Source organism: Paenarthrobacter sp. YJN-5, from assembly GCF_015040095.1.
In the GTDB taxonomy this organism is placed as follows: domain Bacteria; phylum Actinomycetota; class Actinomycetes; order Actinomycetales; family Micrococcaceae; genus Arthrobacter; species Arthrobacter ureafaciens.
Genome location: NZ_CP053544.1, coordinates 1,890,321 through 1,905,125 on the forward strand (window position 1 = coordinate 1,890,321; position 14,805 = coordinate 1,905,125).

The 14,805-nt window shown below is 65.0% G+C and carries 19 protein-coding genes and 1 pseudogene; 17 read left to right on the top strand and 3 right to left on the bottom strand.

What is annotated here, in order from left to right; translation table 11 throughout:
- Positions 1–12 precede the first annotated feature (12 nt).
- From HMI59_RS25640 to HMI59_RS09085, 7 genes and pseudogenes are all read left to right on the top strand, one after another.
- Positions 13–210: pseudogene (locus HMI59_RS25640) on the top strand (WhiB family transcriptional regulator); the annotation flags it as partial.
- Between the two features lie 215 nt (positions 211–425).
- Positions 426–740, top strand: a complete 315-nt coding sequence (locus HMI59_RS09060; RefSeq protein WP_193593421.1) for a hypothetical protein — start codon at positions 426–428, stop codon at positions 738–740.
- Positions 741–769: 29 nt separating this feature from the next.
- A complete protein-coding gene (locus HMI59_RS09065) occupies positions 770–1,222 on the top strand; it encodes a hypothetical protein (protein WP_193593422.1) in 453 nt (150 codons plus the stop codon).
- A 3-nt stretch (positions 1,223–1,225) separates the two neighbouring features.
- Positions 1,226–2,515, top strand: coding sequence for a replication-associated recombination protein A (locus tag HMI59_RS09070; RefSeq protein ID WP_193593423.1), 1,290 nt, complete (start codon positions 1,226–1,228; stop codon positions 2,513–2,515).
- A 3-nt stretch (positions 2,516–2,518) separates the two neighbouring features.
- Positions 2,519–2,851 (top strand): hypothetical protein, encoded by a 333-nt coding sequence (locus tag HMI59_RS09075; protein ID WP_193593424.1) that lies wholly within the window; start codon positions 2,519–2,521, stop codon positions 2,849–2,851.
- A 28-nt stretch (positions 2,852–2,879) separates the two neighbouring features.
- The gene (locus tag HMI59_RS09080) at positions 2,880–3,227 is read left to right on the top strand and encodes a hypothetical protein (RefSeq protein WP_193593425.1); all 348 of its coding nucleotides are present in this window, start codon (positions 2,880–2,882) and stop codon (positions 3,225–3,227) included.
- 162 nt (positions 3,228–3,389) lie between these two features.
- Positions 3,390–4,079: a bifunctional 2-polyprenyl-6-hydroxyphenol methylase/3-demethylubiquinol 3-O-methyltransferase UbiG gene (locus HMI59_RS09085; RefSeq protein ID WP_193593426.1), complete on the top strand. Its 690-nt coding sequence runs from the start codon at positions 3,390–3,392 to the stop codon at positions 4,077–4,079.
- Here the strand turns inward: HMI59_RS09085 and HMI59_RS09090 are convergent.
- A complete protein-coding gene (locus tag HMI59_RS09090; protein ID WP_193593427.1) occupies positions 4,076–5,161 on the bottom strand; it encodes a hypothetical protein in 1,086 nt (361 codons plus the stop codon). The two genes, HMI59_RS09085 and HMI59_RS09090, sit on opposite strands and share 4 nt — an antisense overlap.
- Positions 5,162–5,163: 2 nt before the next feature.
- On the bottom strand, positions 5,164–5,853 hold the full coding sequence (locus HMI59_RS09095) for an SDR family NAD(P)-dependent oxidoreductase (protein WP_193593428.1): 690 nt from the start codon (positions 5,851–5,853) through the stop codon (positions 5,164–5,166).
- A gap of 126 nt (positions 5,854–5,979) precedes the next feature.
- Between HMI59_RS09095 and HMI59_RS09100 the strand changes: the two genes are divergently transcribed.
- From HMI59_RS09100 to HMI59_RS09130, 7 genes are all read left to right on the top strand, one after another.
- Entirely contained in the window at positions 5,980–6,537 is a 558-nt protein-coding gene (locus HMI59_RS09100) for a hypothetical protein (RefSeq protein WP_193593429.1), read from the top strand.
- Positions 6,537–7,658, top strand: a complete 1,122-nt coding sequence (locus HMI59_RS09105) for a hypothetical protein (RefSeq protein ID WP_193593430.1) — start codon at positions 6,537–6,539, stop codon at positions 7,656–7,658. Before HMI59_RS09100 ends, HMI59_RS09105 begins: the two co-directional genes overlap by 1 nt.
- On the top strand, positions 7,655–8,293 hold the full coding sequence (locus HMI59_RS09110; RefSeq protein ID WP_193593431.1) for a hypothetical protein: 639 nt from the start codon (positions 7,655–7,657) through the stop codon (positions 8,291–8,293). The genes HMI59_RS09105 and HMI59_RS09110 overlap by 4 nt, the downstream gene beginning before the upstream one ends.
- Before the next feature lie 140 nt (positions 8,294–8,433).
- Positions 8,434–8,841 (top strand): hypothetical protein, encoded by a 408-nt coding sequence (locus HMI59_RS09115; protein WP_193593432.1) that lies wholly within the window; start codon positions 8,434–8,436, stop codon positions 8,839–8,841.
- A gap of 168 nt (positions 8,842–9,009) precedes the next feature.
- Entirely contained in the window at positions 9,010–9,537 is a 528-nt protein-coding gene (locus HMI59_RS09120; protein ID WP_193593433.1) for a hypothetical protein, read from the top strand.
- Between the two features lie 216 nt (positions 9,538–9,753).
- Positions 9,754–10,050: a hypothetical protein gene (locus HMI59_RS09125; RefSeq protein WP_193593434.1), complete on the top strand. Its 297-nt coding sequence runs from the start codon at positions 9,754–9,756 to the stop codon at positions 10,048–10,050.
- Complete coding sequence (locus HMI59_RS09130) at positions 10,043–10,384, top strand: hypothetical protein (protein WP_193593435.1); 342 nt, start codon at positions 10,043–10,045, stop codon at positions 10,382–10,384. Before HMI59_RS09125 ends, HMI59_RS09130 begins: the two co-directional genes overlap by 8 nt.
- Before the next feature lie 71 nt (positions 10,385–10,455).
- On the opposite strand, the gene HMI59_RS09135 is transcribed toward HMI59_RS09130, so the two are convergent.
- Complete coding sequence (locus HMI59_RS09135) at positions 10,456–11,013, bottom strand: LysM peptidoglycan-binding domain-containing protein (RefSeq protein WP_227471589.1); 558 nt, start codon at positions 11,011–11,013, stop codon at positions 10,456–10,458.
- Positions 11,014–11,183: 170 nt separating this feature from the next.
- Between HMI59_RS09135 and HMI59_RS09140 the strand changes: the two genes are divergently transcribed.
- From HMI59_RS09140 to HMI59_RS09150, 3 genes are all read left to right on the top strand, one after another.
- Complete coding sequence (locus HMI59_RS09140) at positions 11,184–12,140, top strand: hypothetical protein (protein WP_193593436.1); 957 nt, start codon at positions 11,184–11,186, stop codon at positions 12,138–12,140.
- A gap of 88 nt (positions 12,141–12,228) precedes the next feature.
- On the top strand, positions 12,229–13,308 hold the full coding sequence (locus tag HMI59_RS09145; protein ID WP_227471590.1) for a hypothetical protein: 1,080 nt from the start codon (positions 12,229–12,231) through the stop codon (positions 13,306–13,308).
- Between the two features lie 219 nt (positions 13,309–13,527).
- Positions 13,528–14,772 (top strand): AAA family ATPase, encoded by a 1,245-nt coding sequence (locus HMI59_RS09150; RefSeq protein ID WP_193593437.1) that lies wholly within the window; start codon positions 13,528–13,530, stop codon positions 14,770–14,772.
- The last annotated feature ends 33 nt before the right edge of the window (positions 14,773–14,805 follow it).

Genomic DNA, 14,805 nt, shown 5'->3' on the forward strand with positions numbered 1-14,805 from the left:
CCCGACAAGAAGTGGCGCAGGGATGCCCTGTGTGCAGAAACAGACCCCGACGCGTTCTTCCCGGAGAAGGGCGGCAACACCACCGACGCCAAAAAGGTCTGTGCCCAGTGCAGGGTGCGCGCACAGTGCCTGGATTACGCGTTGAGTGCCGACGAGCGCTTCGGCATCTGGGGCGGACTCAGCACCGCCGAACGCGACCGCCTTATCAAGACTTCACCGGTGGCACACCGTAGCGCCGCTCAGGCGCAAAAGCAGGAACGCGACACCCTCATCGTCGCGATGGCCGGCAGGGGGATCGACCCCCGGACCATCGCCGACATGGCCGAAGTCACCGACCGCACCGTCTACCGAGTGCTCGCCCGGCACAAGGAGCAGAAGGACGCCGTCTCCGCCTGAGCGCAGCACCGTCAATTGAAAGGACCGCCATGCCACTGTTCCCGCGCCGCTTCAGGCAGCGGAATCTGCTGCCCGGGGACGCCTATCCGCCCGACCGGACTACGGGCGCGCCCATGCCGGCCAGGAAACGCGCCGCCATTGACCGCATGCTCCGCCGGCTGATGAAGCAGTATCGGCTCCCGACCGAGCCGGGAGAGTACCTCGACGCAACGGGCGACCGGTGGGCGCTCGACGCCCAAGGCGGCTGGACCGACGCCGGCGGCGTACACCGCGACGCGCGGTACGCGCCGATCATCGCCTTGTTCGTCCACAACTCCGGCCCGTTCACGCGCATTCAGAGCTGATGGCCACCCCCGCCGCAAAAGGAGCAACCATGCACCCCCGCATTGAAGACACCCACCTCGACCCCGGACTTCTGCCAACCGTCGATCCGGAGCAGCGCACCGACGCCCAGCTCGTCGAGCCGGTGCTCCGGGCCATCCAGGCTGCCGTTTCAGACTGCAGCGTGACCGCCGCCCAGGTCTTTGTCGTCCGGATCCACACGCGCAAGAACGAGGAGTGCACCACAGCGTTCGGCCGGCCGCCCAGCGTCGGTCACGCATCTGACGGTGACGACTTCTACATGCAGATCGGCGTCCGGGTGCCCTCATACGCAGCCGCGCCGGTGCTCGAAGCAATTCACGCCGTGGAGGTCATGTCGGACGCGCAGGCGCTGCGAGAGGCCCGTGCCCGGCTCGCCGAGGCAAGGGAGCGCACCGCCGCGGCACAGAGCGAAGAAGCCCGGCTCGAGGCCGAGATCGCCAGCCTCGAACCGAAGAAGGAGTAGACCATGAGTGCCACCCAACCCCTGGCCGCCCGCATGCGGCCCACCTCCCTCGGCCAAGTCGTGGGCCAGGAGCACCTGGTCTTTCCCGGCTCGCCGCTCGAGCTACTCGCCCGGGGCGAGGGTGCGACCTCTGTCCTGCTCTGGGGTCCGCCCGGCGTCGGCAAGACCACCATCGCCTCGGTGATCGCCCGGCAGACCAGCCGCCGCTTCGTCGAGCTCTCTGCGACCAGCGCCGGCGTGGCCGATGTACGCAAAACGCTCGCCGCAGCCCAGAAGACCCTCGACAACGATGACATCCAGACGCTTGTGTTCATCGACGAGATCCACCGCTTCTCCAAGGCGCAACAGGATGTCCTGCTGCCCGCTGTGGAGACAGGGGTCATCTCGCTTATTGGCGCGACCACCGAGAACCCGAGCTTCTCGGTCAACTCGGCACTGGTCTCGCGCTCAATTCTGCTGGTCCTGCGGCCCGTGGAGGACCGTGAGATCGTGAACCTGCTCTCGCGCGCCCTGGAGGAAGACCATATCCTCTCGGCCACCGGCATCGGGTTCACTGACTCGGCGCTGCAGATCATCGCCGAGCTGTCCAGCGGCGACGTCCGCCAGGCGCTGAGCCGGCTGGAGACCGCCGTCGCCACGGCGCAGGCCGCCGGTAAGAGCATCATCGACCGCGACGTACTGGAGCAGGTCACCGGCTCCGCGCTGCAGCGCTACGACCGCGACGGCGACCAACACTACGACGTCGTCAGCGCCTTCATCAAGAGCATGCGGGGCAGTGACCCGGATGCGGCGTTGCACTGGCTGGCCAGGATGATCGAAGCCGGGGAAGACCCGCGGTTCATCGCACGGCGCTTGGTGGTACACGCCTCTGAGGACGTCGGCATGGCCGACCCCTCGGTGCTGGGCGTCGCGATGGCAGCTGCGCAGGCTGTGCAGCTGATCGGCATGCCCGAGGCACGGATCAACCTTGCTCAAGCAACTGTCGCCATTGCCACGGCACCAAAGTCGAATGCTGTCTACCGCGCCATCGACGCGGCACTGGCCGATGCCCGATCCGGACGCACCGGCGAAGTGCCGCGGCATTTGCGCGACGCGCACTACCCGGGAGCCAAGGCGCTCGGCCACGGAGAAGGCTACCTCTACCCGCACAACTTCAAGCACGGAGTCGTCGGGCAGCAGTACATGCCCGATGCCGTCCTTGGCACGCAGTACTACCGGCCCACTGCCAACGGCTTCGAGCAGACGGTCATCAACAGACTCGCCTCCATCACAACCATGACCGAGAAGGAATGACCCATGCCAGAGAAGCCCGAACGATCATTCGAACAAGCTCTCGCAGAGGATCTCGGCATCGATTTCGACGTCGAGCTCGTCGAGCTGCAGCTTAGTTTCGTGCTGGACTACCAGAGAATCAGGCGCGGCGAACAGCATCAAATGGGCTTCGTGCTTCTTGATCGGGAACACCACCCCGACGCTGCCATCGTCTTCGCCACACCGGACGCTGCCCGCCGCGCCCTGGACGAACACCCGTTGATCGAGAACCTCTGCGAAGAAGACTGCATCGATGCCAGGGTGCCGGACCAGCTGACACTCTCCGATCTCGCATCCCGCGAGATCATCCTGCCCTGATCGCACCTCACCGCGAAGGAATAGAACCATGGCCAACACCGGCATCTTCACCCAGTCTGCCGCCTCCATCCTGCAAGACGTCGACGAGTTCTACTTCGGCGGCGCACTATCCTGGTACCACGGCACCGAACTGACAAAGGACGGCTCGCGCGTGCGCGTCACACTGAACGATCCCGAATCGGACGACGAATCCCAGACGAAGGACCACGAGCTGTCGGCCACCCGGATCAAGGAGGCCTACCACGAGGCCAAGCAGAAGGGGTACCACCTCTGCTGCGCTGCTGCCATCGAGTCCGAACAGCTGGGATTCGGTTGCGTCCAGGACCTCGACATCATCCTGCAGATGGCCTGCTACGGCGAGCTGGTCTTCGGCTGACGCCACTCCCGGCTCGACTTCACCAGTGGAACTTCTTCCACTAGGATGCAATGTCGGAGTTACCAGATGGGCTGGTGACCGCTACATTGCCGTCATCATTCCTTCTTGAAACCACCCTGCGCACCCTCACCGCGCCGACCTCGAACGATAGGCACCGATCACATGAACGACCAGGAAGTGCGCCGCGGCGCAGGCATCTACAGCAAGCCGGTGCTGGGCTTCTACGACCTGCTCGTCGTGAAGTTCTCCAATTCGCTGGCCTGGCGATGCCCCAGCAATCTCATGCTGGACCAGTACAACCGGTGCATCGGCCTCCGTCATCTCGACGTCGGCCCCGGCACCGGTTGGTACCTCGCCAAGGCCGATCTCCCCAAGTCAGCTGAGATCACACTCATGGATCTCAACGAGAACACCTTGGAGCACGCCGCTTCCAGACTCGCCCACGGCAACGTAAGTACCAGAGGCGTCACCGGGAACGTCCTCGAACCGATCCCCGAGGCACTCGGCCAATTCAAGTCCATCGCGGCGAACTACGTCTTCCACTGCGTTCCCGGATCCTGGGAAGACAAGGGTGCAGCGTTCGAATACCTGGGGGAGCGGCTCGCTGATGACGGGGTCCTGTTCGGCAGCACCATCCTGGGCCGCGGTGTGAACCACAACCTCATCGGCCGGGGCTTCATGGCCCTGTACAACCGCATGGGTATCTTTCACAACCGTGAAGACGATGCTGCTGGACTTGAGGCTGAGCTGCGGCGCAGCTTCCGCCAAGTGAGCGTCGACGTCGTCGGTACCGTGGCGGTCTTCAGCGCCCGGGAGCCGTTGCGAAACGGCGGGGCAGGGGGACTCGGCTAAAAGTCGAGCCTGATGACCGCATCCCGCCCTTCAACCCCGGATCTGACTCCGGTGGCGGTGATGCGCACATTCTGCACGGAACCGTCGACCCGGCGAAGTGCCAGCCCCATCGATTGGGACCGAGCAGTATCACTCGCCGCAGCCGCTATGAACCTCTGCAGCTCACCTGACGCGTCAATGGCGAATTCACCAAGGCCACCGACGTGCCCGAAGTCTTCCCGACGCCAAGACGGGGACGTCATCAGAACATCCAGTGTCGCAGCGTCGACAACGGCCATCGGTTCCTTGGCCAGAGCCATCACTCCACGTAGCACGTCGTCGACGCGCCCTGCATTGGCGTCTTGCTCGAAGGCCATGTCATGGAAAGTCTCCGGGGCCTCGTAGCTGAAGCCCTGCAGATAGATCTTGTCATGGTCCGGCTCGATCGGCGGAATCACGCCAACCAGGCGCATGTGACGACGATCTTGTGAGGCCGTGCCGTAGCCGGTGACGATGTTGTAGGTCAGGCACCGGACCTTGCCGGTTACACCCATCAGCCCGTCCTGGATGCCGTCGCGGATGAGACTGTTCACCCGCATCCGGTCGGACTGATCGATGAGCTCGCTCGCCCATTCTCCGGCTTCCCAATAACCATTGCGCTGCTGGGCCACGCTTGTGTCGACATCATAGATACGAAAGAGGTTCCGGTCCCAGTACGTGCGCCGGCGCAGCGTGGGCTGCCCGTCGGCGTCACGCTCGATCTCCCATTCCCATCCACCGACCAGCGGCGGTTCAGGCAGAGGATCAGCCGATTTGGCCACGCCGGCGAGGACGCCGATCACGGTGGACGTACGCGGCGAGAAGACGGGCCGCACCTCAACTGACCACTGCTCGTCGGCGTGGAAGACCGTCTCGGAAATTACGCTGCCGCTATTCATCGCCTGGGCGATGCGGTTCTCATCAAGAAGAAGACGCCGGGGAATTGCACGCATGGGCTTACGGGCACTGACCGGCCCACAGGGCTTGTCGTCCACCAGAACGAGTTGCTTGCCGTCGCTTCCGCAGAAAAGGCCCCAGGATCCTGCATCCAGCTGGACCTGCATGATCAGATACCGCCTGAGACCGGCACAGTGGCCCCCGACATGTAGGTATTCTCCGCGGTGTGGATGATTGCCGAAGCGATCTCCTCTGCCGTCCCCAAACGACCCAGCGGGATTCCTTCCAGCATTGCCATCCGTGCCTCCTCAGCAACATCAGCCATCATGTCCGTATCCGTTGCCCCGGGAGCGACAACGTTCACCCGAATGTTCCGAGCCGCGTACTCCCGGGCCATCGATCGTGCAAACGCTTCCAGTGCCCCTTTGGATGCAGTGTAGTTGCACTGACCGACAACGCCGTACTTGACCGACATCGACGATACGAGAACGATTGAGCCGCGCCGCTGCCGCATCATCGGAGCCAGGGCCGCTTTGCAGGCCAGCATCGGACCGATTGCGTTGACCTGCATCACCTCGCTCAGGTCTTCTTCACTCATACGCATGAGCAGCTTGTCCCGCGTGATTCCTGCCGCCACCACAAGGACGTCCAGTCCGCCCAACTCCGCGGCCGCAGCCTTCACGCCGGAGGCGATCGATTCTCCGTCACGGACATCCATTTCAACAGGAAGCACACCCTCGGGCACGGTCCCCCCAGCACGATGCGTACCCGCCGTCCGGTAGCCGGCGGAGAGCAGGCCTCGAGCCGTAGCCGCCCCGATCCCGCGGGTTGCACCGATCACCAGGGCAGTTCTCCCCATGTCGCTCATTTTTTTCTGACCCTCCCGGGGTTGTAAACTTGTGACAAGGAACTTTACTGGACTTGTACCCCTGCGTTGGCAAACGACAGGCGGTGTCCGCTCTTCTCTCTATATAGAGGAACGCTGATGCCTGCCTTCTTTCGATACACTGCTACCGCCGACACGCCTCGGCACGGCCAACCCCGTCGCCCCCTGTTCGCCCGGCTGATGCGCAAGAGCGCTGCCAAGGGCGGTGCCACCAGCTGCACCTCAAAGCCCGCTCAGATCAACATCTTCGACTGGCCTGACGAGTTGAGCCTCGAAGCGCTCGGGAAAGCCATCGCCTCAGCTTGCGGCCTCGAGATCGTGATCAGGCCCATCCCTGACGAAATGCGCCACCACGAGGTCAGCGGCCTCACCACTGTAATCGGACGAGTAGCTCACGTCTTCTACGACCCCGAACTCCCGCCCCTCAACAAGGAGCAGACGATCCTTCACGAGTACGCCCACATCCTGCACGGCGACGTCCGTGCCGACACCGACTGCACGCACTTGCGCAGCATGTTCGACAACCCCGTGGAAAAGCGCGCCGAGACAACCGGCATGCAACTGATGGAGGCCCTGCACCGTCGGCGGCGGACATCCGAGGAGCAGAGCGAGGTGCTCGCCTTCCTGTCCGGATCAAACGAAGACGGTGAGATCTGATGACTGAGATCATCATTGTCGGTATCACCATGGGCCTGATCATCATCGTCTCCGCCCTGTACCAGGGACGCCGACGCCGGGTCAACCTTCTCAGGGTCACCTGCGTCGCGCTCTTCATCGCCACGGTCTGCCGCGGCATGGAGCCTCCCATCGACGGACCGGCCGTCGACCTCCTCAAGCGCCTGGCCATCTTAACCGCCCAGGTCGCCGTGGTTCTGCTCATTGTCACCTTCCGGGCAACTCCGCTATCGCGGCGCGCAACCCGGTGCGTCTACTTCTTCGCCGGACTCATTGCCCTGGGGGAGACCGCGCTGGTGTGGTTCATCCCCGTTCATGACGACGGCACCATCTACGACCGAATCGACATCGACGCTGCCCTGGTCCAAGGTCAGGCCTGGGCCCTGATCTCCTACAACTTCCTGTACCTGAGCGCATTCGCTGCGGCAACTGCTGTGGTTGCCGTCGGGTGCTGGCAGACCATGACGCAGAAGAACCAACCCTTCTCCGCCCGCCTTCCGGTTGCATTCGTCTTTACCGGGGCCATCGGATCTGCCCTGTTCATCGGCTCATCACTCCTGGACCTCTTTGGCAGTCCGGTCGTCGGCGGAACTGAACTGAGGACACAGCTCCTCGTCACCGTTGTCAGCTTCTTCTTCATGGGACTCGCAACAGGGGTCATCCGCCGCATCAGCATAGAAACGCAGGTGAGGCTCGCGCTCCGCCTCGCGCACGAGGTCGTCGTACCTCTGTGGCGAACGACCACCACTCTTCACCCCAACGTAAAGCTTCCGCCCGAAGACCGGCAGGGGTTTGATCAGCTGATGACGCTCTCAAGGCTCACCATCGAAACCCACGACGCGCTCAGACTCATCCGCGAGGACCACGACCCCGCGCTGGAACCCCTGCACAGGCTGCACCCCGAGGATCCGCACCTGTCGGCGGGGCTGGTGCGCCATCTCAGCGGCGAGAACGCCGTTCCCAGCCTCGGGTGGTTCACACTCGCCCTGAGCCGGCTCCGCACGCTCAAGCTGAAAGACGACGAAACTCTGGCTGCCTCTGTGCAGAGCCTCTACGAGATCCGTGTAGCGATGAGTGCCATGAATGGGACGGACGGGCGATGACTGGCAACGGAACGAAAATCCGCATCCCCGCGACCGGCGATCCTGCGACCCGGGCCGCCCGGATCCTTAGTGACCTGTTCGCGCCCGCTGTGACCGTGTTCCTCATCTGCGTCCTCTGCGGCGTCACAGGCCACCCGCATACATGGGTTGGTCTCGGATGGGGCATCCTGATCGGCTCTTTCTGCGCAGTGATCCCGACAGCAACCATCCATGTCGCCGTGCGGCGCGAGCAGCTCACCGACCGACACGTCACCCGGCGCGATCAGCGCTGGTGGGTATTCCTGGTCTGCGTGGCGTCTGTACTTGGAGGCATGGCAACGGCGGTGCTGCTGGACGCACCGCGCCCGCTGCTGTGGATCCTGCCGACGATGGTCGCCGGGCTCGTCCTTGCCGGGGGAGTGACCCTCCTGGGACCAAAAGTCTCCATGCACGCGTTCTGCTTCACCTCCCTCATCGTCCTCGCGGCGATGCTGCTCTCGCCTTGGTGGCTGCTCGCCCTCCCAACCCTGCTGCCCGTGGTTGCCTTCGCCCGGCTGAAGCTGAAGCATCACACACACCTCGAGCTCGCGCTCGGATCTGGCTTGGCGGCCGCCGTGATGTTGGGAGCCAGTGCGTACATGCCCGCCGCCGGCTAGGACTGCCCGCTGCTCCAGTTCAACCGGAAATCTGCCGATGCCACCGCATTGGAAGATCTTCCACTAGTATGAAGGTGTCGTCGCGTGCACCGTTCGCCTCGATGACTTCATGTCTGAAATCTCGAGGAGGATCCAGCTCCGTGACCATCGCCCAGCGACTAGAACGCTTGTTCGCGGAGACGGCGGGACCACACGGTCGCCCCGTCACCCTGCAGGAAATCGTCCAGAGAATGGAGCAGCGCGGCATCTCCTCGATGTCGCTCAGCTACCTGCAGCAACTGCGCAAGGGGGAGGCCCACAATCCCCGCCTGCAGCACCTCAGAGCCCTGGCCGACGCCTTCGACGTCCCTCTGTCCTACTTCCTGGAGGAGGACGAGCCAGACAGCGCCACCGAGCAGGAGCTGACCCCGCAGGAGCGCACCATCGCCCTGCGCGTGCACGGGCTCAGCGACGGCGCACTGGCCAGCATCCGGGCGATTGTGGAGCTGGCGCGCAAGAGCGAGCAGCTCGACGACCCGCCGAAGAGCCCTGACTCTACTCAAGGCTGATCCCCGGGCGGGGTCCCATCGCCCTGCCGACGTCTTCCTCGTGCCGGCTTTTGGTATTTGAGTGGAATCTTTTCCACTGGTGTGGCAGGATGGAACCACAGCCCGGCGATTCCGTACATTGTGATGTCCCGCCGGACTAAGGTGATCACGCCCGTGAAGGAGCATCAGATGGTCGATATGCAGCCCCCCTCCGACGAGTTCCGCGGATTCGACGAGGCCCGGTCGATCATGTGGTGCTACGAAGCTCGCTCACGCACCTGTGCCCGTCTGAGCCAGACGGACTTTCTCGCCGACGACGCGGTGGCCGCCGTGCATGTCGAGAACACCTCCCGCGCCGACCGCGTCTTTCTCACCGCCTTCGACCGCTCCGGCGGCCTGCTGCGAGGCGACACGCTTTACATCGACGACCCGACGCAGCGGCTCGACGTCACACCCGAGTTCGACCACGACTTCACCGGTATGGCCGTCGCCGCTGGCTCCGAACTTGAGGAAGCCGTCGAACGCGAGAACGGCTGGGTGGTCAACCTGGATGCCCTGCGCGACTACGACCCGCTGGAGGACCGCCGGACCACGCAGCGCGCGGTGCTCCTGGCGCACCTCGGAGACATGATGGCCAGCGGTCAGGCCCGGGGCTTCCTGTTTGACAAGCACGACGCTGTCGAGGATCCCGGTGAGGCCGACACTGACGCCGCTTGAGCGCGGCGCAGCACTTCTTCCGGCGCTCGAACGACCCCGCCTGGCTTTGGCCGAGGCGGGGTCTTTTGCGTCCGGGGGAACCGGTGGAAAGACCGTGGACCGGCTCACGCCGGTCCCGGGGGTCGTTCCGTGGTGGTCGCAGCCGCGCGGTGCGCGGCGCGGCCACCGTTACCGTACCATCTGTCCTCAAGATTCTCGACCCGCAGGAGTTAGCCCATGACCGTCGTTCTTCGCGCATCGCAGCTGCCGGTCAAATACCAGCGTCTGCATGAAACCCATCGATCCGGTCTGACCATCTACGAAGTCGCCGGATCTGGACTGTACCGGGTTCTCGAGCTCAACCGCGGCGAATTCACCGTCGAAACACTCACGCAATTCGGGTGGACAACCCTTATCAAGCTCGATGAGCAGGATAAAGTCTCCACCGCCCTCGAGGCCATGCAGACCTGGCTCGACATCCAGACGCCCGCCCGCAACGTGCAGCAGGAAGAAGGGAGCGAAGGCGATGACTGATGCAAGCGCAGCCATCAAGGATGCCGCCGAAGAAGCCGCCAATAGCGTCATCAGTGCTCACGGTATCGCAGTAGAAGACGAAGAAAGTTGCTTCGAAGCCCTCTGCTGGGCATTGGGTACCGGCGTGCCCTACGAGAAAGGCCTTCTCCAGTTCGCTCAGGCAATTGTCGACGGATTTGACCTGAAGGGACTCGTCGACACGAAGATCGAGCTGCTCGGCGATTACAAGCTCGACTATCCCCAGGACTACGAGCCCGAGGATGTCTCCTGCATGCGGGCAGAACTGGAGCGGCTGCGGTCGTTGCAGCAGCAGCTCACACGGCCCGCCGGCTGACTGTCCCCCGGACACAGCAGGAGCCCGGACGGCGCTGAACATCAGCGTCGTCCGGGCTCCATCGTCGACTCTCACTCTGTGGGCGGGATGAGCAGCGAGGCTCCGGCGTAGATGAGATTCGGGTCCTGGATCCCGTTCTTCTCGACCAGGGCCCCGATCGGCACTCCGGTCTCCGCCGAGATCTCCGTGAGGGTGTCACCCCACTGGATTACGTACACCCGCGGCGGAAGCTTCGGCTCGGGTACCTGTGCCGGCTTGTCCTCGTCGCCCTTGCCCGACGCCGAGGTGCCCGAACCCTGGCCGTCCGTAGAGCTGCCGTTACCGGCCTTGGCCTCGAAGGCGTCCGGGACCCCGTTGCGGTCCCGGTCCGGCAGGGTCACCGTCACGGTGCCCTCATCGTGCTGGGGAGCTGCCACCGCATCGCTCGCCGGGCTCCGGTCAGCAGTGAGGAGCTGCGTCGCGCCCCAGCCGGCAAACAGCAACGCGCCGCCGGCCATGATCCCGGCCGCCAGTACCGGTCCACTGCCATAGCCCAGGGGCCCAAGCCGGTCCCGCCGCTGCACCGCCACCCGGGCCGGGGGAGCCGCATCAGTGACCTTCTCCTCGGGCCTGTGCATCGTATCCGTCATCCCTGTCCCTCTCTATCCAGCTCACCATTTGCGACCATTCGAGTCCTTATGCACATTCTACTCGTAGTCCAGTGCATCTTGATAGAATAGGAGAAGGGATAGACGAGGCATAGACCAGTCCGACAGGTGCCACGAACCACCGAATCACTCAACAGAAGGAACCCACCACCATGGCCAACTACTCCATCTCCGCCAACCAGCTCACCGAAGGCACCAGCGTCTTCATCCGCGGCAAGCTCGCCTTCGCCCGGCTGACCAGCCTCATCGAGGGTGCCGCCCTCGCCGCCAGCGACCAGCGCAAGGTCCAGAACGGCATGAGCCCCGTGGGCAAGCCGCACACCACGGCGACGATCACCGAGGCCGAGGTGCAGTTCGCCGACCCGGCGAACCCTACGGTCGAGGAACAGTTCGTCTCCGAGCGCCGCTACACCTCGAAGAAGAACCCGGACACGGGCGCGAACTACTCGATCGATTCCAAGGGCACGAACCTGCCGATCATCGCGATCCCGTCCGAGAAGGGCGACGGCACGTACGACCAGGACACCTCCGGTCAGGAACTGGCACAAGGCCTGGACGTGACGCTCGTGCTGCGCGTCTACAAGCCGAAGAACTTCGCCAACCGCGGCCTGTCCCTCGACCAGGTGATCGTGCATGAGGCCCCGCGCTACTACAACGCCGGCGGCGTCGCCACCGGCGAGCTCGCGGCGCGCGGCATCGTCTTCAACGCCCCGCCGCGTGCTGTCCAGGCCCAGCCGGGCACGGACTCCGCCGTCGGCAACGGCGAGGAGCCGGTCGGCACCGAGGTCGAGGACGGTCTGTCCTTCCCGGCCCCGCAGCCCGCCGTTGCGGCCGCGGTCCCGGCAGCGGTCCCCGCACAGGCACACGCACAGGTCGCCGCCGCGCCGGTGGCGGTGGCCCCGCAGGCGGCCCCTGCCGCGACTCCGGTTCCCGCCCCGGTCCCCGCGGTGCAGCCGCAGCAGGAGACGCCCGAGCAGAAGCTCGCCCGCCTCGAGCGTGAGAACGCCGAGTTGAAGGACGCGGGTTCGGCCGTGGGTGCTCCCGCCGGCCAGGGCCCGTGGGGCGGCTCCGGTGATGCCCAGCAGGCCGGAATCACCTACCAGGGCTGATCCACGGCCGATCCGACCGGCCGAACCCCCAGACGAGACCCCCGTGCAGGCATCCAGCCGTACGGGGGTCTCGTCTTTCAGGGCGGGGGTGCAACCCGGCCCTGTTTTCATCCGCTCCCGACAAGAAGGCATTGATGTGACCGCCGCCGATCCCCGCGCGATCTTCCCCAGCTTCTATAACAACCCCGCGATCCGCGCCCTGGCGACCGCCTGCCGCTGGACCATCTCCGGCCGGCTCGGCGAGCTCGACGACGAGGACTCCGGCCGCAAGGCACCGATCGATGTGCGGCACCTGCTCGACGGCTGCAATCCGGGCTGCCGCCACGCAGGCCCCCTGCGCGGAGCATTCGCCCTGGACGCGACCTGCCTGCTCACCCTCGACCAGCTGGCCGACACACTGCCGAACGCCGCGAACGCTGCCTTCTACCTGCAAGCCCCCTCCGACGGTCTGATCGTGATCGACGTCGAGCCCGGTTGCCCGCCGGACGTGGCCGCAGACATCCTGCGCCTGCCCGGAATCCTGTACTTGGAGCTGTCGATGTCGGGCCGGGGCTTCCACCTGGTCGCCCCGCTGCCTGCCAACCTCCACGACTTCCCGATCGCCGCTGACAAGCGCGTCCTGCGCGAGGAGCACGGCTGGTACGAGATCCTCCTGGACCATTGGTGCACGTTCACCCGTAGCCCGGTGCCGCGGCGCATCATCGAGCACGTTGCGGCGCAGCCCGCCTCCGACCGGTTTTCCTCCGTGGAGGACCTGTACTCGGACCTGGCCGCTAAGGCCAAGCCGAGCATCAGCATCCCCTCGACCGCCGTCGGCACCGACGGCGAGATGCCCGACATCCCGTACGCCGAGGCCATCGTCGAGCAGACACTCGCCGGCTCCCGCGACCGGCTGAAGACGCCCGAGGACTTCGACAACGACCGCTCCCGCTGGGAGTTCTCCGTCCTGGGTGTCCTCTACACCGGCATGCAGCTGCCGTTGCGCACCTACCGGTCCTTCGGCGCGCAGTTCTCCTCCGGGGACGAAGCCTGGCTGCTGTACAAGACCTCGCTGGCAGTGATCGAGTCTCGGCCTAAGCACGCCCAGATGCGCAACGGCAGGCCGTTCCTGCTGGACCGTGCTGCTGCTCTCGTAGCGGCACGGGAGGCCTCCGCCGAGGCGGGGTGAACCTTCGGGGTTACCCATCGGTTTGGCGGTGGAACAAAGACTGGATCGGGCGGAGCCCGATCGGGGATGGGGAGGCGGTGGGCTTCTGAGCCCGACCGCCCCCGTCACCGGGCCTTGTGGCCCTGCTTCCGACATGTCCCGTACGGCGCTCAGCCCTGCCGTGGGTCCGTCTCCCGTCTCACCTGCTCACAGCTCACCCACGACCAGAAAGACATTCCCATGAAGTTCAACGACACCCTGACGACTCTGATCCAGCAGTCCCTCGAGGTCGGGGCCACGCCCGCGCTCATGGGCGAGCCCGGCATCGGCAAGTCCTCCTTCGTCGAGGCCCTCGCCTACTCGATGGGCACCAAAGCCTTCGTCCTGCCCTGCAACCAGCTCGCCGACAAGGCCGACCTGACCGGCGCGCGCCTCGTACCCTACGAGAAGAGCGACGGGACACAGTCCTACAAACAAGTCTTCTACCCGCACCAGGTCATCCAGGAGTGCATCGACTACGCGCTGGAGAACCCGCGCGAGTGGCCGATCCTCTTCCTCGACGAGATCAACCGCACGACCTCCGACGTGACCTCCGGCGCACTCACTCTGGTGACCCTGCGCCGCATGGGCCACATCGAACTGCCGGAGAACGTCCGCATCATCGTGGCAGGCAACGACAAGGGCAACGTCACGACTCTCGACGAGGCCTCGCTCTCGCGCTTCGCGATCTTCCACGTCGAGCCCGATGCGACGACCCTCATGTCCGTCCTCGGCGACGCGCTGAACCCATGGGTGAAGAAGGTTCTTACCCAGTACCCCGCCCTCATCTTCCAGAAGTCGACACCGAACGCCATCGTGGCCGACGGCCGCGATGACGACGATGACGACGGCAACGTCACCATGGCCGAGCTGTTCGACGGCGGCGAAGAGATGAACCAGCTCACCACGCCGCGCACCATCGACCACCTCTCGCGGTGGCTGAACCGCGTCGACCGCCAGGAGCTGGCAAGCCACCTGGCGACCCCGGTCCAGATCGGCAGCCGCGAGACCTCACTGCTCAACGAGGCAATCGAGGCCTTCACCGGTGACACCATGTTCACCACCCAGCTCGTGGCGGTCATCGCCGAAGACCTCGCATCGAACTCGGGAGGCCCGGCACACAACCGCGTCAACGTGCCCAAGCCGAACTGCTACGCGACCCTCAAGTCCGCGGGCACGGTCACCGACCTCGCCGCGCAGATCTCGGGCCTGACCCAGAACGAGGTCTCCGGCTCGCTGCTCTACGCGATGAAGGAGAAGGAGGACAACTCGCGCCTCATCGAGCAGCTGGCGCAGGCCGCCGTCCAGATTGAGCCGGAGCACACGCGCACCCTGTTCGAGCTGGTGACCACCGGGCAGTTCGACCGGCAGAACCTGGAGGCCTTCCTCGAGGTCGACTCGCCGATCGTGGCCGCGGTCAAGCCGTCCCTGTCGGCCTTCCTCTGAGCCGACCCGGCACCGGGCGGCGGGGGACGCCAC